This window comes from Methanothrix sp. (assembly GCA_029907715.1).
GTDB lineage: Archaea > Halobacteriota > Methanosarcinia > Methanotrichales > Methanotrichaceae > Methanothrix_B.
In genome coordinates this window covers 213,558-235,064 of the sequence record JARYLI010000002.1, presented here as the reverse complement: position 1 = coordinate 235,064, position 21,507 = coordinate 213,558, and the positions used below count along the sequence as shown (strand labels likewise).

Here is a 21,507-nt window from a genome sequence, read left to right as displayed (position 1 = left end):
CAATCAGCTGCTCCGGCCTGAAGCAGGTTTCCGATACCCCTGCACCACATTAGGTTCTGCAATTTGAGCGGTCACAAACGCATCAGTTACTCCAGATGCATCATCGGGTAATCTTTTTCCCGGTCGTACTCAAGAACCGCCCTCACATGTGCACCCTCATATGCAACCTCGACCTCTGCCCTGATCATCTTCCCGGAGAGCTCTGAGTAGCCGAAGACGTTCCCCCTGAGCATGCCTCTGTCTATCCGCACGCTCACGGATTCCACATACGGCTGCAGGGATATTGATCGCTCGATCGCTCGCTCCAGCGAGTCCGCGGTCTCCTCGCTTACGGGCGTGCCGACGAACTGGTGGTACAGAGCACCCAGCTTTATCCCTGCCTCGAATGCTGCTATCTCCCTCGAGGTGTACAAATTCTCACCACCGGCATCATCAGATAAAACGCCATCGAGATCAGGATGACGATCGCTGAGGCCTTCACGCCCGAAAGATGAAGCGCGAAAAGCGCAGCTGCCCCAGCCATCAGACATACAGGAACCACCCTCGGGTCCCTCAGCTTCGGATATGGCAGTGTGCTCACCATGAGAGCCGAGAGAAGGATCATCAGTCCGGATGTGAAGATGGACGAATCCAGAAGTAGGCTGACGCCAAGGATCAGACCTGAGGCTGTTATGGGGAGACCCTCGAAGTGCGTCCATTCCGCTGGAGAGATGTTGTACCTGGCAAGCCTGAGCATTCCGCAGAGCATGTAGAGCGTGCAGAGTACCAGAAGGTACGGCTCGCTGTGGATGAAGAACGCCATAGCAGCTGGTGCAACCCCAAACGATACCAGATCGGCAAGCGAATCCAGATGAGGGCCCAGCTCGCTCTGCTCGGACCTCCTTGCAACAATGCCATCGGCTCCATCGAAGAGCGCCGCTGCCATCAGCATGAGCACAGATAGGTTCCAGAGCTCGAGATGCGCTAAAACCATGGCGCTGTAACCTGATATCGCGTTCATGATGGAGAGAAGATCCTGCGCTCTGAGCCTCATTCCCTCAGCTCCGCGATCACCGTCTGGCCTGCTCGTACGTGCGATCCCTTGTGTACGGTGATCCTGTATCCTGGCGGGGCTGTGACTATCACTCCGGAGCCAAATCTTATCATGCCAATCCTCTGGCCGCGCTTCAGCCTCTCACCGGGCGAGACCCAGCAGACCACCCTTCTCGCAGCCATTCCGGATATCTGCTTCAGCGTGAAGCGCCCCGTCTCACCCTCGATCTCAATGATGCTGTGCGCGTTCCTGAGCGGGTTGCGGAACGCCGGCGAGTGATCTCCTTCTCTAAATTCAACGCTTCTCACAACCCCATCCAGAGGGGATCTGTTAACGTGGACATCCATAGGCCCCATGAATATGTAGATATGTCGCTCATCTGCCTCGACTATCCTCCCATCCGCCGGCGATAGCATACCCTCACCCTCAGGAAACCTCTCTGGATCACGGTGGAAGTGGATCATGAAAGCTGTCACGAGCAGAAAGATCAGTGAAAGCGCGATGCTCAGGGGATAAACCAGAATGGATGCCGCAAACGGAATCGCAACCCATGGCAGCGATCCCGGGGCGAGCCTGAAGCTCAAACCTCAGGCCTCCTTGATGCCCTGAGCTCGGCGAAGAGATCATCGATCAGCATGAGCAGCTCGGGGAGAATCGCAAAGACCATGTACGCTATGAGGAGCAGCACCAGTGTGGATCCCACCTTGGCGATCACGTTGTGCGCCAGATAGAAGCTGTCCTGCCCGAACCACTCCTCTCCGTAGGCGAGGAGCACGAAGGCGTTCCTGCCGATATTGAGAATGTATATCGTCGCCGTGGAGAGCATTAGAGCTCCAAGCCTTCTTGTCCTGGGGGCTCTGACCGAGAGTATCACGCCTGCAAACAGCGCGATGCTCTCTATGGCGGTGCACGCGAGCACGATCTCCACCGATCGGCCGTTGAGCGCCAGCATATTCCAGCTCTCCATTGAGACTGGGACGTTCAGTCCGGCAAGCAGCCAGAAGGTAAGAAGCGTCGTCCATCTTATCAGGATCTCCGACAGGCTCTGGACCTCTGCGAATGGGAAGTACAGGATGCCACAGATGGCGGCTGCCATGCTGATCCATTCAGCTGTCTCCGACATTCCCATGGAGAGGATCCTCCAGCCAAAGGAGAACGAGATCGCAGCAGCTCCAACGACCACCATCACGTTGAAGTAATCCTTAATCGAGGCGTAGTGCCACGCCTCCATGAGCCAGTATGCCCCGAGAAGCACCCACCCGGCGCTGGAGATCCCGGAACGTCTGGTAACAGATGAGATGAGAAGCAGTATCAAGCTGAGCCAGAGAATGCCGCCTGTCATTGTTATGATCTTGAAGGGCAGGTTTATTTAGCATTATCTCTCAGAGAGCTGGAGAGCGGGAATGGATCCGTAGATGGAGGATCCACGCTGTCCCGCAACCGGAGGAGTTATGAGACGTGAGCCTCTTGTGTTCGTTCTTGCTGCAGCCCTTCTGCTCTCCATGCAATTTGCGCATACCGAGAGCGTGAAGATCGATCCTGCGGTTAAGAGGATGATGAGCAGCGACGGGCCGGTACCGGTGATAGTCATTTTCAGAGATGGACGCTCTCCCGATCTGCAGGATATAGATGTTCGGTACAGGTACCATCTCATAAACGGGATCTCTGCGGTCTGCAGCAGGGATGAGATAAAAAGGCTCGCTGAGGATGATGACGTGGAGGGGATATACCTGGACGGGGATGTGAGCGTCACTGCCCCTGTGCCCCCAGAGGGCGTAGATTCCGTCTGTCCGTCAGAGATGGTCGATGCTGAGAGGGTGTGGGCTGAGGGAATAAATGGCTCTGGAGTGATCGTGGCCATCATAGACTCAGGGATCGATAAGAACCATCCAGATCTCATCGGAAAGGTCGTCGGCGAGAAGAACTTCGTGGAGGGTGAGGACACGACAGAGGATCTCGTCGGGCACGGAACGCTCTGCGCTGGCATCATCGCTGGCTCCGGAAGGGCGTCAGGCGGGAGATACAGGGGAATCGCACCAGGAGCGCAGCTTCTGAACGTCAGGGTCATAGGGAGCGATGGCAACGGAAAGGTCTCAGATATAATCGCGGGGATCGAGTGGTCTCTGGACAACGGCGCCAAAGTTCTGAGCCTGAGCCTGGCAGGGCTGAACCTGGGCGAGACGAATCCTCCGGTCACGATGGCCGCGGATAAAGCGATGGATGCCGGAGCGGTGGTCTGTGTTGCAGCCGGAAACAACGGTTAAATTGATGGTTCTCGCAGGTATGCTGCTCGCCCTCAGCGGATGCATTGATTCTCCAGGAGATGGCGTGAAGGTCATAACTGTGGGAGCCACAGATTGCAGAGGGCATGTGGCGGACTTCAGCGGATCCGGGCCGACAAGGGATGGCAGAACGAAGCCGGACGTCGTCGCCCCCGGGGTCAACGTCATAGCATCAGCTCCTCTGGGGCTCAAGGATCTCAAATATGTGGATACATACTACGCAAAATCGTCTGGAACCTCGCTCTCAACACCTGCTGTTGCAGGCGTCGCTGCGCTTCTCCTCCAGAAGGACCCCTCGCTGAGCCCTGCAGGTGTTAAGGCCGCGCTTTTGAAGGGCGCGGTCAGTCTGAACAACACGCTCGGAGAGGAGTACGAGCCTTACTATCAGGGAGCAGGGCTTGTGAACGCCTACAATTCGTACAGGCTCCTGAGCGATGATCTGTGTGGTGTTATGCCTGACCGCTGGATGGTGGGCAGATGGGCGTTCATGAGCGGCGGGAAGGCGGTCTCTGCAGGTCTCGACTCAGGCGCTGACAGGCCACAGAAGAAGATATACGCGCTCGCGCCAGGTGACGAGGACTGGACCACCAGATTCGTGTTCTTCACCGACAGAGAGCGAGAGAACCTGAGCATTGATGTGACTGGAGACGTTGCAGGCTGGATAACAGTCATGGATCTGCCGGAATCCATGCCGGAAAACAGCCATGCAGTCTTCGGCGCGAGCATAGCAGTGCCAAACGGGACCTCACCTGGGGTCTACACCGGATCGATCGAGATCTGCGAGAAGGGCACACCCATAATCTCGGTGCCTGTGCGCGTTGAGGTCGCTTCACCCCTGATCAGTGTGATGGGAAGCGCATCTTTAGCTGATGAGATATCTCCCGGATCCTGGCGCTACTACTATCTGGATGTGCCTCTGGGAACACAGCAGATCAGGAGCAGGCTGAGCTGGTCCGGAAGCTCAGACATGGATTTGTTCCTTCTTGCGCCTACGAGCGAGTACTATCATGAGGATTCCTCGAATGGCATGGAGGAGACTGTTCTCAACAACCCCGCCTCGGGCAGATGGATTCTTGCGGTGCATCAGAGGAATGCGAGCAGCTCCGAGAGATTCCTGCTCAGGGTCGAGAGATCTTTTGTGAAGAGCGAGCCGGGCGCATGGAATGCCGGCGTTCTGATGCCCGGCGGGGTGGCCTCTGTGAGCATACAGCTCCGTAATTATGGACTCCCACTCAGGAACATCAGCTACAGCGGAATCGTGGAGAACAGCACATCATTCAGCATAGATGGCTATGTGAGCGAGAGGCTCTCCTGGACAGCGAAGTTCGATGTTCCTGAGGATGTGAGGCGGCTCTCGCTCAGGCTCCTCTGGGACAACCCGAAGAGCGATCTCGATCTCAGGCTTTACTCGCCGAACGGGAGGCTTGCGGCCAGATCTGAGGGCTATGAGAGCACCGAGGAGATCCAGGTCTACGACCCCCCTCCCGGAAGCTGGACTGTCGTTGTCATAGGCTATGATGTCTTTTCTGATAAACAGAACTTCGAGCTTGTAACAACGCTCCACACAAGAGAGCCCTGGGGATGGCTCGATGTTTCTGGTCCAGAGGAGATCCAGCCTGGCACTGCTGCAAACGTCAGCCTCACACTCCGGGTGCCTGAGGGGGCGCCCGGGAAAGAGGTCCGTGGGTACCTGGAGATTCGAGGGGACAACAGCTCACTCGAGATACCTGTCACTGTCACAGTCGCAGGCGCCTCTGTGAAGGGTGTGGATGACATCAGTTTTGAGGACAGAGATCATGATGGTTCTGCAGATGCGCTCTCCATAATGGTCGCGGTGAATGCTCCTGTTCCGGGTGTTTACAGAGCCGAGGGCGGGATCTTCGACTGTTCTGGCAGGCTGATAAAATGGATGAGAGGCTCCGCAGCTATCAGCGGCACCGGCAATATCGAGCTCAGGGCCGATGGCAGAGAGATCTGGAAGAGCGGTGGATGCGGCCCTCTCTCCCTCAGAGATATCATCCTCTACGGCGAGGATGGCGATGTTTTAGAGGAGTACAACCAGACGAGAATCATCGACAGAAGCCCCTCCGACTTCCAGCCGCCGCAGGCATACTTCAGCAGGAGCTTTACGGATATGAGCGAGAGGGCTGGGGGCAGGATAAGCAGCATCGTTATAGGGGTCGGCGTGACGGTCAACGTCCCCGGAACCTACACGATCACAGCCAGACTCAGGAACGATGATGGCGATGTGATAGGGGAGATCGCGAACACAGCTTCGCTGAGAAAGGGAAACAGCACCGTCGCCCTCAGGTTCAACCCGACGAAGTTCGTGATGCTCGGAGAGCGTTCGCGCCTCCATCTGACAGACCTCAAACTGATCTCAGGTGATGAGGTCCTGGACAGCATCGATGTGGCCTGGTCGAGCAGCCCGATGGACCCAGCAGATTTCACGAGCGAGAGAGCGATGGTCTCGATCTGACACCACAGCATCCGGGCCTGCGATGCCATGCGATATGGCTGAGAATTCCTAAGAACCAGTTTTTGATATAAAAAATCATCTATACAATTACTTAGCGACATGGGCAAATCGTGAAAAGGGGGTTAATAGGAATACTCAGCTGTAAGCTCCGATGCTGTTTGCCAGATCTAAGCGCTCTTATCCATCTGATGAACTGCCCGAAGAGGCAACGGTCCTTCTATGCGTTCATGGCAGATGATTGAGTGATTACAGCACTCACTGAACAGCCTCCAAGTTGCCAAACAAACAAGAGCGACCATAGTATTCCGCATAAGTTGATATAATTACGTGTTACATAAAATAATCTATGAAGTGCGACATATTTACTAGATTTTAAATGGATGTACATGAAGTGATGCAAAGGACTACAAAGCAAGTTCGACGACCACACCATTCATCCGGGCACAAGTGGGCCAACGGAGAAGATTGATCAGAACATGGGAGCGTCCTCATGCGCTCCGCCTTTGCATCGCTCCCAACCCGAACACGATCGCACTACAGGACTTCAATTTTCACTTTCGCTCTTATGTATTCAGCAACTTGAAGGATATGCAGGCCGGTTGCTGAATGCACTCATTCGCTCGCCACGAGCGCACAGCGTCACTGGTGCTTCTTCGGGCAAGCTATCAGATGGATAAGAGCGTTCACTTTAACTCAGTGGTTGAATCAGCCGGATAGGCGAGCTCTGGCAGACCAAACCAACGTCAACCGACTTTACATCTTCCTGTGAGATTATCGATCTGCCGAATCACCGGGATGAGCCCTCACTTCTTGAACTCTGTGTAGCCGCACCTGCCACAGCTCATCCTGTCCTTGTGCTCGGCGAGAAAGACGCCGTTCCCGCACCTCGGACAGATGGGCTTTCGCGCCTTTATCGTCTCCCCGCTGAGCTGATAGTACCTGTGCACAGCCATCTAGCTGGCCTCCTTCTGCTCTGAGAGGACGTTTCTCTTGACTATATGCGGGTTCTCCACCTGCCTCATGCGCTCCTCGCTCTCGTATATCCTCGCATGGGCTATGCTCTCCCTCTTCCCAAAGAGGCTGTTCATCTTTCTTATAACGACCAGTCCGGGCTTTGAGTCCTTGATGGCTGCAAGCCTCTCCAGGACGCTCTTCCTTGTTGGTGTCGAACCCTCACTGTGAACAACCCTCAGCACGATCTCCCGCCTCTTCAGCAGCGGATTCTCGCGCTCGCTCAAGATCTCTATATCCATAATCGGATCACCTTCCTCCACATCTCTTAAACCTTTTCTTTAACTATCATTCTTTTAAGAATGCCTTCGATCTCACTCTTCTTCTCAGGTGTGACCATGACAAGAACACTTCCAACAGACGGCTGGCCGTAGACGACAGCAGATCCAACTGGCGCGTAGAGTATCGCGGGCAGGGCCGCCAGGTCCTCCTCGCCATCGACTATGATCTCTGTGGGTGTGCATCCGTTCAGAGATTCGCGGACCGCGCCCAGAAGCTCATCCGTGAGGGTCCCGGGCGGATTCTCGACCGTCACAACCCTGTAGCTTCCCTCGAGATGCCTCCGCTTGATGCTGTCCTCGACAGGAGACCTCTTGGTCTTGTGATCGACTATCATCAGGTCCGGCATTAAGGATGCCTTGAGGATGTAGAATGTGGTTATATCCCCAACCGCGATAAGCCTCTTCGCACCTCTCAGATGCTCTGCCATCCTCTCGACGCACTCGACCCCGTGACATCGGTAGAGGATGCCAAGCGGCTCCTTCAGCTCATCGCGCATCTCCTCAGGAAGTAAAAGAACTCTCAAGCTATCGCACCTTCAGAGCATATCTTCCGGGCAGCGTTATGCCCAGCTTTGCAGCAACCTCAGAGCCCTTCGGATCTATGACCACCACATATCCGGCCCAGTCCTTGCTCAGCGAGGACGATCCGCAGATTGGGCACACCAGCCCCTCAACGATCCTGTGGCACTCACGACATGCCTGCTCGGTCATTCAGCCTCCGCCTTCTGCTCAGCGCTCTCGGTCTTCTTCACAGGCTCCTTTGCCTCCTGGGTCTCCCCGCGCCGCAGGGCCTCGAGCCACTCGATCTTCCCCAGGCCTGTCTGGCGCATTGTGAGCCCGATCTTGCTTCCCCTGGGATCTTTCTCGTTCAGACTCACAGCAATTATCCTCGCGCGAACCCTGTCTCCCTCGGCCAGGAACTTGTTTGTGTCCTTGCTCACAAGCCTCGCGTTCTTCTCATCGTATGCCATGTACTCATCTGTTATCTGGCTCACGTGGAGCAGACCGTCGAACGGCCCTATGCTCACGAACGCGCCGAACTTGACTATCTCTACGACCTCCCCCTCCACGACCTCCTGCATCTCGGGCTTGAAGACTATCGCATCGAACACGGCATCGTAATACACAGCGCCGTCGCCAGCTATTATGCGACCCTCTCCTATGCTGTCAACGCCGAGGATGGCCACAATGGCGCCCAGCGTCCTGTCGACCCTTGCCTCGTACTTGGTCCGGAGGGCCATCTCCACCGCGTCGTTCAAGGGTTTGCCCATATCCTCAGGGGGTATCCTCACCACACCCTCAAGCTTCATCCTTCTGTACATCAGAACCTCCCCTGCGCATCGATCTCGAGGTACTGGCTCTGGCGCAGGTAGATAACCGTGATGCCTCTCTTAGATAACCTTTTCCTGAGCTCCTTATCTCCCGTGAGAACGGCAGCTCCTGTCTCGGATGCGAGCTTCTCCAGGACGTCATCTGCATCACCATCTGCATCGAGAATTCTGCATCTGGACAGGAGGCCGAGCGCGACGCTTGCAGCGCGTCTGTCTTTTCCCCTGTCTCCAAGCCTTGAGATTGCCCTGAGCTCCCTGATCACAGCTGTCGGTACAAGGTACTCGAAGTACCCCAGCCTCTCGAGCTCAGAGAATATATCGACTCCGAACTGCTCCGGCATCATCAGCGCGTTTGTATCCAGGAGGACCTTCAAGCACCCTCTACCTCTAGGAGACTATGGTTCCAACACCGATCAGACGCCATCTGGCCCCGATGCGCCTGCTGACCGCGACCCTGTCCCCCACCTCCGCGCAGACCGGCCTCTTGAGCTGCACCTGGACCTGGCCGCTCTCCCTCGCGCTCGTGACAACCCCCACAGTCGTAGCTGTGCCCACGTTGAGCATCAGCGGCTCGCTTGTGTGTATCGGCTCAACAGCGGCCTCCTCAGTGGATCCAACCACCCTCTCCAGGAGCTTCATGTCCATGACGAAGCTCTGCCACACTGGGGGAAGCTTCCCAGGAGCGCCTGCGACCTGCCCAACCAGATTATCGCTCTTCGTTATCGAGGGGTCGAGATTTGTTCCGACGCCGATCAGACCTCCCGGGGTGACCTCTGCGACGTCCTCACCGCCCGCCCTCAGGTTCGTCACCTTGGTCTGTATCGGAACCCACTGCTTCTTGCCCTCTGCCTCAACGAGCCTGCCAGGGACTATTTCCAGCTTGTCGCCCTTCCGAAGCACGCCCTGGCTCAGGGAGCCGCCGACCACTCCGCCAACCAGGCTCTCGACCGATGTACCAGGGCGATTGACATCGAACGATCTCGCTATCTTGAGCAACGGCGGCTTCTTGGTGTCCCTGGACGGGGTGGGGATGACCTCCTCTATCGCCTGGATCACCATATCTATGTTTATGTTCTGCTGAGCCGATATCGGCACCACAGGGGCGTTCTCAGCAACAGTGCCCTTTACAAATGCCTTTATCTGCCTGTAGTGCTCTAGCACCTCCTCCTTCGAGATGAGATCTATCTTGTTCTGCACTATGACTATCCTGTCGATCCCTGTTATGTTCAGGGCCATGAGATGCTCTTTCGTCTGGGGCTGGGGGCATGGCTCGTTGGCGGCTATCACCAGGACAGCCCCATCCATTATCGCAGCCCCGCAGAGCATTGTGGCCATGAGAGTCTCGTGCCCTGGGGAGTCCACAAAGGAGACTGTTCTCAGAACTGTGGTAGGGGATCCACAGTGCTTGCACACCTCGTCCACCGTGTAGCAGTCGGGTGCCGGGCAGTTAGGACACTTTCTGAAGGTAGCATCGGCATAGCCAAGCCTTATCGATATGCCTCTCTTTATCTCCTCGCTGTGCTGATCGGTCCATACGCCGGACAGTGCCCTGACCAGTGTGGTCTTCCCATGGTCCACATGGCCGACCATGCCTATGTTAACTTCCGGTTTTGGCAATTTTGGATCTCCTCGAGTATCGATGATGCACCCTACAGCATACACTATATAAATACTTCACGAACAGGTCTCAGGCATAGCCTGCATACGCGTCTCTTATCTTGCTCCTTATCTCAGAGACGAATATCCTGTAGCTGTCCTGTGTGAAACCCTTCCAGCCGATGAACTCCTCGTAGAGGCCTGCGCCGAACGCCTCCTCATCTGCAGTCGTGCTTGGCGTACCGAAGCCCCTAAGGAGCGAGAAGTTCTCCTCAAGGTAGAGAAGAAGAGCCATCTCCGAGTACGGTCTGGGCAGGAGGGGCTGCGTCTCGATCAGCTCCAGAAAAAGCCTCTCGTCCTCCCTCAGATCTTCGGGGGTTATGTTCAGTCTTCCCATACGCTCTGAATCGTACGTCCTGATCTCCGAGCCTGAATCCCTTGTTATATCCTCGAATATCCTTGCCACCTCGAGCTCGTGCTCCAGTGTGAAGAGAAGCATCTTCTCCGTTGCCCTCTCTGCATAGCTCCTGTTGAGAGATATCATCGAGAACCACAGACCCCTGTAGTACATGCGCCTGCTCATCGAGATCGAGAAGTCGAGCGCGTTGCTCCTTTCACCAAGCGATGGGAAGAAGTTGATCGTATCCGTCTCAAGAAATATGTGCCTCTCCATATCCTCACATTGCAGGCCCCTCACACGATCGATGCTGGAAAGTTCGCGAAATACCTCCAGAGGATCCTCAAGCCTCCTGTACTCGCTCAAAAGACGATCCCGCTCAGGCTTTGACAGGCATGCCATCCTGCTGCCGACCTTCCCTGCAACAGACCGTATCCACTTTATGTACTCCATCTCGAAGAGTGCTCTGTCCATGCTCACATCCCGCAGGTTTCTCATTCTGTTAGGCGCACAAAGTATTTAGCAGGAGCGGAGATCTGGGTCTGGGAGGTGAATGTGGTGGAGGAGGAGATCGGGAGGATCAGGAAGAATGAGAGCACAGAGGTTGTGATCAGGAAGACGGAGTTCAGGGGATCTGTGGGTGTGGATATCAGAGAGTACCTTACCTCTGAGAGATATACTGGATGGTCGAAGAACGGCGTGCGCATACCAATAGAGCTGTGGCCAGAGTTCAAGGCGATACTGGACAGGGTCGAGACTGGAGATGAGGGGAGGGCCTGAATCCATCCTCGCTTCGTATGTCCCAGATGAATGACAACCGCCTGAATTGGCAGAGCTCCCGGTCTGCGGCGTGGTCTGCAGAGATTATAGTTCTTTGCGTCACTCCATGTAAACCCATTTAAAAGCTACTGGATATGTCATACTTCATAGACGATTTTATGTGATATTCTATATTATAGTAACTTATGCGGAATACTATAAGCCGGGCCATGGTCACTGGCTCGAATTACTGAACGAGCTGTCTGACGGCTGACACGCCACATGACCCCAACAGGCCGCATGCATCTGAAATACACTGGCATCCGGATGAGTATGTGGTCCGGGAAGCACATTGTGATGTAAGCAGTCATTCTCACGATCGCAACGCTTAAATCAGGATCTTCCTCAACACCATCCTGTGCCGCCGTGGCTTAGCCCGGTTAGAGCGGCTGATTCGTATGAGCCTCAGGCTCCGGGATATCAGCAGTTCATGGGTTCGAATCCCATCGGCGGCTTTACTAAACAGACAGCATGCGTATTCGCTCTTATGTGCTTGGCAACTTGTGGGTCGTACAATGTGATTGCTGAACGCACTTATTCATTCACCAGGGATGCATAGCAGAACCAGCACTTCTATGGGTAAGTTATCATATGGATAAGAGCGTGCGGATTCTCTGTGCTCTTACGGTGTGGTAATCTACCTGTGATGTGTGGATAAGCGCAAAAGAAATAACTGCAGGCGATTCATAGCCATCAACCAAACAATGAGACGTCAAAAAACTAACAGACCACTGGATATCGATTTCGATGTCGATATCTTTCAAAATAAACACATTCAGGGAGCCAACCCCATCGGATCAACTCAACAAAGGTAGACCACCTGCGGTGTTCATCATCATTTTCGGAAAGTTTATACCCCATGAGCACAAAGTGCAACGATGGATGGGTAGCACTGAAGGGTAACTGACAGCATTACCTCCACAGGTTTGCGGCTTTTAGCTGCGCGAAGGGTTTCTCTCAACAAACAGAGTTAGCTTTGCTATTCAGTTTTGAATATTATATTATGATAGTATACGATGTCTGGTGTCGAGACCTGGATCATTTTTGGGAGACTCTGCACTGTCATACGACCAGTGCATTTATTATCCATCAGATTTAATTACCGGCATGCGGTTAGATTCATTTGATATCTTTGTTAGAATATATAACCGTGACTTAAGAAAGTTACCAAAAAATATAAATAATTCCAAGTAGATTAACTCTTACATCTAAAGGATGTATGGGTGGTGAAAAAAACATGAAAGGAGCGATATTGCTGGCTGTGACACTGGCGCTGTTGACCACTGCCATGGCCCAGGACTTTGCCCCGATGGCTGGGATGGGCACATCTCAGACAGCGTTCATAGCTGCCAATGGAGTCTACTCCGCGGGCGGCGCTGGCTTTGCTTTCCCGGTCATTCCAGGACAGAACTACAACTACGATGACATCTACTCCGCAGCAGGCCCGGATGTGGCTGTTGCGGCATTCGGCGCGGTTGCAGCGAACTCAAAGACGGTGACCAAGAACCAGGATGCAAACGCCTGCTGTAATCTTGGAAATACCGCACCAACAACCGTCAACCTCGAGAGGATCGGACTTCCACAGCAGATAGCCCTTGGCGCTGGTGCCGGCAGCAGAGCCACTAACACAGTCACAATAACAACACAGCAGAAGTGAGCAGGGGAGTAGCAGGAGGAGATGAACGAGATGCAATCGCCCGTCAGCATTATGATTTTGCTGACGGGTGTTGCACTGATTTTTCTTGCAAATGCATCTGCCCAGGAGAGCGTGCAGGGTCTCTCCATAGAGGATGTACGGGCGTTCCATCAGGATTTTCTCCGCAAATCCAGCAACCTGAGTTTAATGCAGACAGATATCCCTGAGATACCAAGTGCGTCTTTCGCCAGGCTCGCGCCTTCCAGCACAGGAGATCTCGTTGCTCTGAACTCGAATATGGAGAGGGATCTCTCATACGACGGCGAGATCGCTGAGAGCGCGCCCAGGATAAACTACATGGACATCTCTCTTGACAAGATCACAGTCATAGCGATCAACATGGGCAGGGGCGGGAGCGCTGTCGCGACGTCCAACGTGATGATAACGCCAGTACAGTTGCAGGGCGGATATCCATCATGCTCAGCGCTTGACAAGCTGAGATGATCTGTTTTGAAGCTGTGCTCCTGAGATTCCAGGCAATTCGAGGGTCAAAGAGCATCTCAATGAGAACCTGCACTGTTATGGAGTTGTAACTCAGCGTGGATCTGTATAATCACAGATCTCTCATGCGGCCGCACACATGGCCAAGTTTGTTATACCAGCTTGCACAATTTAATCACGTGAGAAACAAGGAGATCGCGGCCATACTCTATGAGATGGGGGAGCTGCTGGAGATCAGGGGAGAGAACCGCTTCAAGGTCATAGCGTACAGCAAAGCAGCGAGGGCCATTGAGTCTCTTAAAGAGGACATCGAGGAGGTATGGAGGCGCGGAGAGCTCGACAGGATACCCGGAGTTGGGAAGGCGATAGCAGAGAAGATCTCAGAGTACCTAACGACAGGCCACATAAAAGCGTATGATGAGCTTGTCTCCACCATCCCGCAGGGAATGAAGGAGCTGCTCCAGCTGCAGGGCGTGGGACCCAAGACGGTTGCGCTCCTCCACGAGAAGCTCAACATCTCAACAATCGACGAGCTCGAGGCTGCTGCGCGGCAGCACAGAATCCGAAGGCTTCCCGGCATGGGACCGACGAAGGAGGCAAACATACTGAAGGCGATAGAGCGGTACAGGAGGCGCTCCACACGCATACCGCTCAGCGCAGCTGCACGCATTGTGGAGAGAATCATGAGACACCTGGAGGGTATTGAGGGGCTGAGCAACATCACCGTCGCCGGTAGCTTCCGGAGGGGGAAGGAGACCGTTGGGGATATAGACATCCTGGCGACATCCTCCCGGCCCTCAGAATCCATAGCCGCGTTCGTTCGCATGCCGATGGTCGACGAGATCCTCGGCCAGGGGCCGACGAAGGCAAGCATCATCGTCGAGGGGACTGTTCAGGTCGATCTCAGGATCGTTGAGCCGAGATCATACGGAACACTGCTCCAGTACTTCACAGGCTCTAAGGAGCACAACGTTAAGTTGCGCAGCATAGCACTGCAGCGCGGCTACTCCCTCTCGGAGTACTCCCTCAAAAGGCTGGATACAGGCGAGGAGCTCTTCTTTGATCGCGAGGAGGATGTGTACAAGGCGCTTGGCATGCAGTACATACCCCCTGAGCTGAGGGAGGATCGCGGCGAGATCGAGGCAGCGCTGGCCAGTCATCTTCCCGATCTTGTGGAACTCTCGAGCATGAAGGGCGATCTCCATGTGCACAGCACATGGTCTGATGGTATCGGATCCATTGAGGATCTGGTCGCTCATGCGAGATCGCTGGGGTATGAGTACGTGGCAATCACAGACCACTCGCCGAGCGTCGGGATAGCGGGGGGGCTGTCCGATGAAAGACTGCTGGAGAAAGTGGATGCGATATCCAGGATGAACGAGAGGCTCGATGGGTTCAGGATACTCGCCGGCACAGAGGTGGACATAAGGGCGGACGGGAGCCTGGACTACACAGATGATATCCTGGAGAGATGTGATGTGGTGGTGGCTGCGATCCACATGGCGCAGAGCCAGAGGGAGCGCGAGATCAACAGCAGGCTCGTGGCCGCGATGGAGAACGAGCATGTCGACATAATAGCGCATCCAACAGGGCGGATCATAGGGAGGAGGGAGCCGTACCAGGTCGACATGGAGCTCATACTGGAGACGGCTGCCAAGACCGGCACGATCATGGAGATAAACGCCTATCCTGAGAGGTTAGATCTCAGTGATGAATGGGCGAGGCGCGCGAAAGAACTCGGGGTGAAAATGGCGATCAGCACAGACGCGCATTCGCCTGAGCAGCTCGAATTCATGCGCTACGGGGTCACGGTCGCACGCAGGGGATGGCTGGAGCCATCTGATGTGATAAACACACTGAGCACAGAGGAGCTCATGAGACATCTAGGGATTCGTTGATGCTGATAAACCCATGTGCTACTCATACCTTTTACAGCATGCCCATGGTCCGCCTGATCCGGCAAACGGCTCAAGCTTTCTGAGACTTGATTCCAGTTGCCGGCCGGGAGCTATGCAATCATCCACCGCAGAACCTGCAGCCGTTCGCGAGGGCGTCTGGCTCGCCAAGGTAGAGGACCTGCTCTCTTGAGCCGTATCTGTATACGGTAATCCCCTTGCAGCCCAGCCTGTACGCGAGACTGTAGACCCTGATGACATCGCTCACAGACGCTTTTTCCGGGAGGTTCACGGTCTTCGAGACCGCATTGTCTGTGTGCTTCTGAAACGCAGCCTGGATCCTGACGTGCTGCTCCGGATTTATGTCCAGTGCTGTGAGGAACAGCTCCTTCATATCATCCGGGATCCCCGGAATCTCCTGTATCGATCCCCTGCGCGCGACCTCTGCTCTCAGTGCCGGGGTCATTATGCCCCTCTCGGCTGCCATCCTCTCGAAGAGCGGCGAGCTCTCTATAAGCCTCGCCCCCTCGAGGACATGCCTGACAAAAGATACAGCAAAGAGCGGCTCTATGCCAGAGGAGGTGCCGGCGATGATGCTTATCGTGCCTGTGGGGGCGATTGTGGTCACGGTTGCGTTCCTCATCGCATCCCAGTCCTTCAGAGAGGACTCCTCGAAGAGCGGGAACGAACCCCTCTCATGTCCCAGGGCGCATGACTCTTCGCGCGCTGTTCTTGTGACAAACGCCATCAGCTCCTCTGCGATCCTGAGGGCGTCCTGGGATGCGTACGATACACCTAGCTGAATCAACATCTCGGCGAAACCCATGACCCCGAGGCCGATCTTTCTCGTGCGCAGGGTTGCCTCCTCTATCTGCTTCAGAGGGAACCTGTTCGCGTCTATGACATCGTCAAGAAATCTGACACCAAGCCTGACGGTCTCCTCAAGTCTATCCCAGCAGATCTCCCCTCTCTCCACCATCCTGCTCAGGTTCACAGAACCCAGGTTGCACGACTCGAATGGCAGGAGCGGCTGCTCTCCACAGGGATTCGTCGCCTCTATGACCCCGGGGAGAGGGTGCAGCGCATTTATCCTGTCTATGAATATCACCCCAGGATCTCCACGGCGCCATGCGTACGTCGCCATCATGACCATCAGATCCCTGGCGTTCATCTCACCGGTGGCTTCTCCAGTCCTGGGGTTTATCAGCTCAATCGATCCGTCGCTCTCACACCTGCGCATGAAATCATCCGTTATCGCCACTGAGATGTTGAAGTTCTCCATGCCGCCGCGATCCTTGCATGCGATGAACTCAGTCACATCCGGATGATCCACCCTCAAAACACCCATGTTCGCGCCCCTTCTCCTCCCGCCCTGTTTTATGACCTCTGTGGCTGCATCGAATATGCGCATGAATGACACGGGGCCGCTCGCAACACCTCCGGTGCTTCTCACAACATCCCCCTTCGGGCGGAGCCTGGAGAAGCTGAAGCCCGTCCCGCCCCCACTCTGATGTATCAGAGCCATGTACTTCAGGGCGTCGAATATCCCCGAGATTGAGTCCTCCACAGGAACCACAAAGCACGCCGAGAGCTGGCCGAGGGGAAGGCCCGCATTCATCAGCGTCGGGGAGTTCGGGAGGAAGCTGAGAGATCTCATCATCGAGAGGAACTTCTTTTTGGCATCATCAGCATCTCCACCGTAGCGCCTCTCCACAGCGGATACCGCGGATGCGACCCGCTCGAACATCTCCCCAGGGGTCTCGATGACATTCCCAAGCTCATCCCTTCTGAGATACCTCTTCTTCAGAACCTCGACCGCGTTGACGCTCAGCTTGAGATCATCTGAAACGCCCAGATAGTGCTTCGCCTCTCTTATATCTGATCGTTTCTGCCTGTAGAGTATGTACGCCTTGGCGACCTGGGCGTATCCCGCATCGATCAGAACCTCCTCGACGATGTCCTGGACATCCTCCACGGACGGTATTTTATCCCTGAAGCGTTCATCCACTATGCTCACAACCCTTCCGGCGAGCTCCACAGGTGTTCTTTCGTCCACGATGCCCAGCGCATCGAATGCCTTGGATATCGCCCTGGATATCCTGGAGGGATCGAAATCGACTGTTCTCCCATCCCTCTTTCTTATCTTCTCGACCAGCTCGCTCCCCCCGGTGCAAACGATATATACCTCTATCCTTTACGTGGATATAAACTCAGACTCTGGGGGTCGTCGCAATAAAGCTCGCAGTCTCAGGAAAGGGTGGTGTTGGCAAGACAACTCTTGCTGGAACGCTGGCGCGTCTGTTCGCCCGTGATGGCTACAGGGTTCTTGCGATAGATGCAGACCCTGACATGAACCTCGGATCCGCCCTCGGCATAAAGGAGAATCCGAGGCCGATAACGGAGTACAAGGAACTCATCGAGGAGAGGGCCAGCATGCCGATGGGCATGTATCGCATGAACCCAAAGGTGGATGATGTGATAGACAGATGCGGATGCACAGGTCCGGACGGGGTGAGGTTCGCGGTCATGGGCACCCTGGAGACTGGCGGAAGCGGATGCATGTGCCCTGCGAGCGCATTCCTGAAGGCGCTTCTCAGGCATGTCATCTCCAGGGAGAAGGATGTCGTGATACTTGACATGGAGGCAGGCATAGAGCACCTCGGCAGGGGCACTGCGAGAGGCGTTGATGCGATGATAGTGGTCGTCGAGCCAGGCCTGCGATCCATAGAGACCGTGGAGCGGATCAAACGACTTGGCGAGAACATAGGAATAACAAACCTGCTGGCTGTGATCAACAAAACCGACGATCCTGGAATAGTGAAGGAGAAGCTCGAGGAGATGGGCATACCTGTTCTCGGAACCATACCATTCGACAGGAATCTGATAGATGCTGATCTTCAAGGAAAGGCACCCATAGACGTGGGCGGTCCTGCTGTCGAGGCGATAAAGAGGATCAAGGAAGAGCTGGTCAGGAGATTTGAGGGGGTCCCCTGAGGGGGGATTTTCCTGCCATCGCCAGTTTCAATCAGTCCTCATCAATTCGAGACCCAAACCACCCAGCTTCGAAGGGTCGCAGCTGCTGGCAGAGTCATCATCGATTGCTGATGCACTTTGAGATGATATCCATCTCAGGGCAGGTTGTCCTCGCCACGGAGGCCGTGCTGCCTCTGCAGGCTCATATCGATGAGTATTCTGAATATGCTCTTTATGCTTCCCGGATCGAGACCGAGCTCTGTGGCCATATCCACAGCTCTGCCGAGCACCAGAGCCTCCTGGTCCGGATCGGATATCGAGAGACCGAGCGCAGCCTTATCCCTGTATATCTCCTCTGCAAGAGCCATGCGCTTCTGTATCAGCCTCAGGATCTCCTCGTCTATCTTCTGAACCTCCATGCGATGCTCAACCAAGCCCATCATATCCCCTCCTGGAAGAGATCTGCCTGACCCATCCTGGCGCTTCTGTTCTCAACCGCTGTCCTTATGATCCTTCCGCCGAGCGATGACCATGCCGCAGCAACATCATCTCCTGAGACCTCATCAACAAGTGCAGCGTACGCGGGTCCGGTGCCGGATAGCGTCGCTCCCGCAGCGCCCGCCCTGAGCGCGAGGACCACAGGCTCGGGAGATCTGCGAAGCGCTGTGCAGTACAGAAGCCCGTTCAGGGTCATGGCTGCTGCATAATCTCCCTCCATCGCCATATCAAAAACAGCATCCGCAACCCGGGAGAAGAGCCGGCACCGCTCCACATCGACATCCCGTGAGAAGAACCGCTCATCTGGAATTAGTAGAATCACATCTGAGTGCAGCGCATCTCTTTTTAAGAGGGCTTTCTCCAGGTTGTCTGTCACCACAACACCGCCGAGCATTGAGGCGCACGCGTCATCGAACGCGCCGGTCACCGTGACACCTGCCTCGAGTGCTGCCTCGACCCCGATCCGCACAGCATCTATCATATCGATCTCCTCGCCCAGCGCATCCAGAGTGGCGAGCACCGCGGCGTTCGCAGCAGCGCTGCTCGACTTCAGGCCGCTTGCAACCGGTATCTCGCTCCTGGTCCTGACAACGCCGCCATAATCGAGTCCGAAGTGATTCAGCACGCGCTCAACGCATCTGACTATGAGCGTTGTGTCAACACCCGATGCATCACCCACCACCCTCTCAGAATCATCAAGCACAACCTCTGCGGATGTTCTGAGCGATATTCCGAACGCAGAGCCCTTCCAGTTCGCGATGGCATTCAGCACAGTTGCTGCGCCGTATGCAGTGGCGTATCCTTTCATGGTGACATCCTCTTTGCCGGCACGGTCCAGATTCTCATGCTCCCATGATTCATTATTCCACACGGTCTCCGCCGGTGTATCCACTTTGCCGGCACGGTCCAGATTCTCATGCTACCATGAGGCTTTCAGAATGATCTCACGCCAGACCGGTCTCTATCATCCTTCTCAGCTTATCGAGCTCCTTAACGAACTCTGGCTTCTCCTCACGTGTGTACTTTGCCATGAGCTTCTCCAGGTAATCGAGCTCGCTGTATGTCGATACAAAAGCTGGCTCGTAGCTTCCAAGCATGTACAGCGGAATGACATCGACGCCACCCCTCGATGTGATCTCCTGCAGATCCTTCACGACGATGACGAAGCAGTATCTCCTGTACCCCAGTCCCCTCGCGATGTTCTTCGCCAGGCTGTCCATCTGCTGTATTCTTCTTGCTGAGAGGCTCTTGTATGCTGCCACAGAGTCCTTGTACTCCACGAACATAACCGAGTCCTCTGACCAGAGGATGGCATCGTACTCCACTATCGCCACGGAGTTCTTCAGGGCGACGACATTGAAGAGAACACCCCTGCACCATCCGATGTTCAGGTGCACCCTGAAATCGCTCTCCGTTGGGGGAGCCAGCCTCGGCTTGAGGACATAAGGATCGCTCCTGAGCTCGATCATGATCTGAGGTCTGATCCGAGCTTTTATAAAGAAATTGCCATCCGGATGCGGGACTTCGAGATAAACAGTAACGGGAATCGCTGGGATCGCAGCTCATCGGCCAGTTGATCGATCGAACTGGCGACCACCCCCGCCTCAGGAGTTTGCGCCCCGATGTCTGCCATTCATGCCGAGCCCCGCATACATTGCGGTCCAGTGAGGGCTTCAGCGATGTGAATACGCCTGAGAAACAGACTGACAGATCGCATTCAATGGGATAAAACGCAACGCTCTTATCCATCTGATAACTTGTCCGAAGAGGTACCATTCAAGCTATGCGCTCGTGATGGGGAAATGAGTGCATTCAGCAACCGGCCTGCATGTCCTTCAAGTTGCTGAATACATAAGAGCGAAACGCAGGATGAGCTCACCCAGACGCTCTGGGCGGTCAGGCCTCTATCAGGACCTCCTGCGACAGTATGTTGATCTCCTTGAGCTTCCCATCGACCTCCTTCGATCCGCCAAGTATGCCCTCGAAGAGGATCCTGCCATCCATGACAACGATCCTGACCACGCTGTCCATTACCAGCTCCTTTTTGCCACCGGCAACCATGTAGACCGACAGCTCACACATAGCATCACCGTGAATATGACGGACCCGGCGGGACTCGAACCCGCGACCCCCGGGTTAGAAGCCCGGTGCTATATCCTGGCTAAGCCACGGGTCCATTCGGTTTCATCCGCCCCTTGGCGGCATCTGGCCAAGCGACTGCCTCAGCTGGTCCTGAAGCTGATTGAACCTCGACTGTATCCGCTCCTCCTGCTTGGCAACTGTCTTCAGGCGGAGATCGAGGAGATCCACCCTCTCCTTCAGCTCTGTCATCAGCGTCGCCTTGTCGGATCTGAGCATAAGCTCTCCGACATTCTTGTAGACCACCACATCATCCGGAGACTTGTCCAGCTCCTTGATCGCAGCCTCCGCCTCCTTCTTGAGGAGCTCTATCTGGCTCTTCTGCGCAACCAGTGCCTGCGCCTGCTGCTGCAGCTGCTGCAGCTGAGCAAGCTGATTCTGCACCTGAGGGGGTAACTCTCCGCTCATATCTCAACCATCTCCACACATATCCTGACAAGCCGCAGCCAGGTGTTCAGGGCCGCTCTCAGGGAGACCACATCATCACCCTCGACAATCAGCACCATTCCATTATCCACGGCGCGGATCGCCACCTTCCCACGATGGAGTTCGTCATCAAGCTCCGGCTCCAGTGCACGGAATACCAGCTCTGGATCCGGGAGCTCAAAGACGATCTCTGCACGGCCCCTCATGCCA

General features: G+C 55.2%; 26 protein-coding genes and 2 tRNA genes. 8 read left to right on the top strand and 20 right to left on the bottom strand.

What is annotated here, in order from left to right; genetic code table 11:
- Positions 1-86: 86 nt before the first annotated feature.
- Genes QHG98_02845 through artA form a run of 4 tightly spaced genes read right to left on the bottom strand, consistent with a single transcriptional unit; the run spans position 87 to position 2,375 of the window.
- On the bottom strand, positions 87-413 hold the full coding sequence (locus QHG98_02845; GenBank protein ID MDH7596666.1) for a dihydroneopterin aldolase family protein: 327 nt from the start codon (positions 411-413) through the stop codon (positions 87-89).
- Positions 392-1,033 carry a CDP-diacylglycerol--serine O-phosphatidyltransferase gene (pssA, locus tag QHG98_02840; protein MDH7596665.1) on the bottom strand — a complete coding sequence of 214 codons (642 nt, stop codon included), beginning with the start codon at positions 1,031-1,033 and terminating at the stop codon, positions 392-394. The genes QHG98_02845 and pssA overlap by 22 nt, the downstream gene beginning before the upstream one ends.
- Positions 1,030-1,617, bottom strand: coding sequence for a phosphatidylserine decarboxylase (locus QHG98_02835; GenBank protein ID MDH7596664.1), 588 nt, complete (start codon positions 1,615-1,617; stop codon positions 1,030-1,032). Before QHG98_02835 ends, pssA begins: the two co-directional genes overlap by 4 nt.
- Positions 1,614-2,375: an archaeosortase A gene (gene artA, locus QHG98_02830; protein MDH7596663.1), complete on the bottom strand. Its 762-nt coding sequence runs from the start codon at positions 2,373-2,375 to the stop codon at positions 1,614-1,616. The genes QHG98_02835 and artA overlap by 4 nt, the downstream gene beginning before the upstream one ends.
- 109 nt (positions 2,376-2,484) lie before the next feature.
- On the opposite strand from artA, the gene QHG98_02825 reads away from it, so the two are divergent.
- On the top strand, positions 2,485-3,297 hold the full coding sequence (locus tag QHG98_02825) for a S8 family serine peptidase (GenBank protein MDH7596662.1): 813 nt from the start codon (positions 2,485-2,487) through the stop codon (positions 3,295-3,297).
- 4 nt (positions 3,298-3,301) lie between these two features.
- Positions 3,302-5,794, top strand: a complete 2,493-nt coding sequence (locus QHG98_02820; GenBank protein ID MDH7596661.1) for a S8 family serine peptidase — start codon at positions 3,302-3,304, stop codon at positions 5,792-5,794.
- A gap of 803 nt (positions 5,795-6,597) precedes the next feature.
- On the opposite strand, the gene QHG98_02815 is transcribed toward QHG98_02820, so the two are convergent.
- The 8 genes from QHG98_02815 to QHG98_02780 form a co-directional block, all read right to left on the bottom strand.
- Positions 6,598-6,747 (bottom strand): 30S ribosomal protein S27ae, encoded by a 150-nt coding sequence (locus QHG98_02815; GenBank protein ID MDH7596660.1) that lies wholly within the window; start codon positions 6,745-6,747, stop codon positions 6,598-6,600.
- Positions 6,748-7,047, bottom strand: coding sequence for a 30S ribosomal protein S24e (locus tag QHG98_02810; protein ID MDH7596659.1), 300 nt, complete (start codon positions 7,045-7,047; stop codon positions 6,748-6,750).
- A gap of 26 nt (positions 7,048-7,073) precedes the next feature.
- Positions 7,074-7,610 carry a GTP-dependent dephospho-CoA kinase family protein gene (locus tag QHG98_02805; GenBank protein ID MDH7596658.1) on the bottom strand — a complete coding sequence of 179 codons (537 nt, stop codon included), beginning with the start codon at positions 7,608-7,610 and terminating at the stop codon, positions 7,074-7,076.
- A gap of 1 nt (position 7,611) precedes the next feature.
- A complete protein-coding gene (gene spt4, locus QHG98_02800; protein MDH7596657.1) occupies positions 7,612-7,797 on the bottom strand; it encodes a transcription elongation factor subunit Spt4 in 186 nt (61 codons plus the stop codon).
- The gene (locus QHG98_02795) at positions 7,794-8,408 is read right to left on the bottom strand and encodes a DNA-directed RNA polymerase (protein ID MDH7596656.1); all 615 of its coding nucleotides are present in this window, start codon (positions 8,406-8,408) and stop codon (positions 7,794-7,796) included. The genes spt4 and QHG98_02795 overlap by 4 nt, the downstream gene beginning before the upstream one ends.
- Positions 8,408-8,791, bottom strand: coding sequence for a DNA-binding protein (locus QHG98_02790; protein ID MDH7596655.1), 384 nt, complete (start codon positions 8,789-8,791; stop codon positions 8,408-8,410). Before QHG98_02790 ends, QHG98_02795 begins: the two co-directional genes overlap by 1 nt.
- Positions 8,792-8,804: 13 nt before the next feature.
- Positions 8,805-10,034, bottom strand: a complete 1,230-nt coding sequence (locus tag QHG98_02785) for a translation initiation factor IF-2 subunit gamma (GenBank protein ID MDH7596654.1) — start codon at positions 10,032-10,034, stop codon at positions 8,805-8,807.
- 70 nt (positions 10,035-10,104) lie between these two features.
- Positions 10,105-10,908, bottom strand: a complete 804-nt coding sequence (locus QHG98_02780; protein ID MDH7596653.1) for a hypothetical protein — start codon at positions 10,906-10,908, stop codon at positions 10,105-10,107.
- 51 nt (positions 10,909-10,959) lie between these two features.
- Between QHG98_02780 and QHG98_02775 the strand changes: the two genes are divergently transcribed.
- The 5 genes from QHG98_02775 to polX all read left to right on the top strand — a co-directional run bounded on the left by QHG98_02775 (position 10,960) and on the right by polX (position 15,264).
- On the top strand, positions 10,960-11,190 hold the full coding sequence (locus tag QHG98_02775) for a PC4/YdbC family ssDNA-binding protein (protein ID MDH7596652.1): 231 nt from the start codon (positions 10,960-10,962) through the stop codon (positions 11,188-11,190).
- Positions 11,191-11,589: 399 nt separating this feature from the next.
- Positions 11,590-11,684: transfer RNA gene (locus QHG98_02770), tRNA-Thr, on the top strand.
- A gap of 782 nt (positions 11,685-12,466) precedes the next feature.
- Entirely contained in the window at positions 12,467-12,886 is a 420-nt protein-coding gene (locus tag QHG98_02765) for a hypothetical protein (GenBank protein MDH7596651.1), read from the top strand.
- Positions 12,887-12,907: 21 nt separating this feature from the next.
- The gene (locus QHG98_02760; protein ID MDH7596650.1) at positions 12,908-13,369 is read left to right on the top strand and encodes a hypothetical protein; all 462 of its coding nucleotides are present in this window, start codon (positions 12,908-12,910) and stop codon (positions 13,367-13,369) included.
- 176 nt (positions 13,370-13,545) lie between these two features.
- A complete protein-coding gene (polX, locus tag QHG98_02755; GenBank protein ID MDH7596649.1) occupies positions 13,546-15,264 on the top strand; it encodes a DNA polymerase/3'-5' exonuclease PolX in 1,719 nt (572 codons plus the stop codon).
- A gap of 118 nt (positions 15,265-15,382) precedes the next feature.
- Here the strand turns inward: polX and QHG98_02750 are convergent, their stop codons facing one another.
- Positions 15,383-17,404: an adenosylcobalamin-dependent ribonucleoside-diphosphate reductase gene (locus QHG98_02750; protein ID MDH7596648.1), complete on the bottom strand. Its 2,022-nt coding sequence runs from the start codon at positions 17,402-17,404 to the stop codon at positions 15,383-15,385.
- An 89-nt stretch (positions 17,405-17,493) separates the two neighbouring features.
- Between QHG98_02750 and QHG98_02745 the strand changes: the two genes are divergently transcribed.
- Complete coding sequence (locus QHG98_02745) at positions 17,494-18,255, top strand: carbon monoxide dehydrogenase accessory protein CooC (GenBank protein ID MDH7596647.1); 762 nt, start codon at positions 17,494-17,496, stop codon at positions 18,253-18,255.
- 134 nt (positions 18,256-18,389) lie between these two features.
- Here QHG98_02745 and QHG98_02740 read toward each other — a convergent pair whose 3' ends face one another.
- The 7 genes from QHG98_02740 to QHG98_02710 all read right to left on the bottom strand — a co-directional run bounded on the left by QHG98_02740 (position 18,390) and on the right by QHG98_02710 (position 21,503).
- Positions 18,390-18,677, bottom strand: a complete 288-nt coding sequence (locus QHG98_02740) for a chorismate mutase (protein MDH7596646.1) — start codon at positions 18,675-18,677, stop codon at positions 18,390-18,392.
- Positions 18,674-19,540 carry a shikimate kinase gene (locus tag QHG98_02735; GenBank protein ID MDH7596645.1) on the bottom strand — a complete coding sequence of 289 codons (867 nt, stop codon included), beginning with the start codon at positions 19,538-19,540 and terminating at the stop codon, positions 18,674-18,676. Before QHG98_02735 ends, QHG98_02740 begins: the two co-directional genes overlap by 4 nt.
- A gap of 136 nt (positions 19,541-19,676) precedes the next feature.
- Positions 19,677-20,201 carry a hypothetical protein gene (locus tag QHG98_02730; protein MDH7596644.1) on the bottom strand — a complete coding sequence of 175 codons (525 nt, stop codon included), beginning with the start codon at positions 20,199-20,201 and terminating at the stop codon, positions 19,677-19,679.
- Between the two features lie 427 nt (positions 20,202-20,628).
- The gene (locus QHG98_02725; protein MDH7596643.1) at positions 20,629-20,814 is read right to left on the bottom strand and encodes a CooT family nickel-binding protein; all 186 of its coding nucleotides are present in this window, start codon (positions 20,812-20,814) and stop codon (positions 20,629-20,631) included.
- A 19-nt stretch (positions 20,815-20,833) separates the two neighbouring features.
- A tRNA-Arg gene (locus QHG98_02720) sits at positions 20,834-20,908 on the bottom strand.
- An 8-nt stretch (positions 20,909-20,916) separates the two neighbouring features.
- The gene (locus QHG98_02715; GenBank protein MDH7596642.1) at positions 20,917-21,279 is read right to left on the bottom strand and encodes a prefoldin subunit beta; all 363 of its coding nucleotides are present in this window, start codon (positions 21,277-21,279) and stop codon (positions 20,917-20,919) included.
- Positions 21,276-21,503 carry a KEOPS complex subunit Pcc1 gene (locus QHG98_02710; protein MDH7596641.1) on the bottom strand — a complete coding sequence of 76 codons (228 nt, stop codon included), beginning with the start codon at positions 21,501-21,503 and terminating at the stop codon, positions 21,276-21,278. The genes QHG98_02715 and QHG98_02710 overlap by 4 nt, the downstream gene beginning before the upstream one ends.
- Positions 21,504-21,507 lie beyond the last annotated feature (4 nt).

What these genes read in the sequence shown, in the direction of transcription:
- QHG98_02735 (MDH7596645.1), bottom strand. Translation starts at nt 19,540, where the DNA reads ATGAAAGGATACGCCACTGCATACGGCGCAGCAACTGTGCTGAATGCC.
- QHG98_02795 (MDH7596656.1), bottom strand. Translation starts at nt 8,408, where the DNA reads ATGTACAGAAGGATGAAGCTTGAGGGTGTGGTGAGGATACCCCCTGAG.
- QHG98_02715 (MDH7596642.1), bottom strand. Translation starts at nt 21,279, where the DNA reads ATGAGCGGAGAGTTACCCCCTCAGGTGCAGAATCAGCTTGCTCAGCTG.
- QHG98_02740 (MDH7596646.1), bottom strand. Translation starts at nt 18,677, where the DNA reads ATGATGGGCTTGGTTGAGCATCGCATGGAGGTTCAGAAGATAGACGAG.
- QHG98_02810 (MDH7596659.1), bottom strand. Translation starts at nt 7,047, where the DNA reads ATGGATATAGAGATCTTGAGCGAGCGCGAGAATCCGCTGCTGAAGAGG.
- QHG98_02760 (MDH7596650.1), top strand. Translation starts at nt 12,908, where the DNA reads ATGAACGAGATGCAATCGCCCGTCAGCATTATGATTTTGCTGACGGGT.
- artA (MDH7596663.1), bottom strand. Translation starts at nt 2,375, where the DNA reads ATGACAGGCGGCATTCTCTGGCTCAGCTTGATACTGCTTCTCATCTCA.
- QHG98_02820 (MDH7596661.1), top strand. Translation starts at nt 3,302, where the DNA reads ATGGTTCTCGCAGGTATGCTGCTCGCCCTCAGCGGATGCATTGATTCT.
- QHG98_02780 (MDH7596653.1), bottom strand. Translation starts at nt 10,908, where the DNA reads ATGAGAAACCTGCGGGATGTGAGCATGGACAGAGCACTCTTCGAGATG.
- QHG98_02710 (MDH7596641.1), bottom strand. Translation starts at nt 21,503, where the DNA reads ATGAGGGGCCGTGCAGAGATCGTCTTTGAGCTCCCGGATCCAGAGCTG.
- QHG98_02815 (MDH7596660.1), bottom strand. Translation starts at nt 6,747, where the DNA reads ATGGCTGTGCACAGGTACTATCAGCTCAGCGGGGAGACGATAAAGGCG.
- QHG98_02725 (MDH7596643.1), bottom strand. Translation starts at nt 20,814, where the DNA reads ATGTGTGAGCTGTCGGTCTACATGGTTGCCGGTGGCAAAAAGGAGCTG.
- QHG98_02825 (MDH7596662.1), top strand. Translation starts at nt 2,485, where the DNA reads ATGAGACGTGAGCCTCTTGTGTTCGTTCTTGCTGCAGCCCTTCTGCTC.
- spt4 (MDH7596657.1), bottom strand. Translation starts at nt 7,797, where the DNA reads ATGACCGAGCAGGCATGTCGTGAGTGCCACAGGATCGTTGAGGGGCTG.
- QHG98_02765 (MDH7596651.1), top strand. Translation starts at nt 12,467, where the DNA reads ATGAAAGGAGCGATATTGCTGGCTGTGACACTGGCGCTGTTGACCACT.
- QHG98_02730 (MDH7596644.1), bottom strand. Translation starts at nt 20,201, where the DNA reads ATGATCGAGCTCAGGAGCGATCCTTATGTCCTCAAGCCGAGGCTGGCT.
- pssA (MDH7596665.1), bottom strand. Translation starts at nt 1,033, where the DNA reads ATGAGGCTCAGAGCGCAGGATCTTCTCTCCATCATGAACGCGATATCA.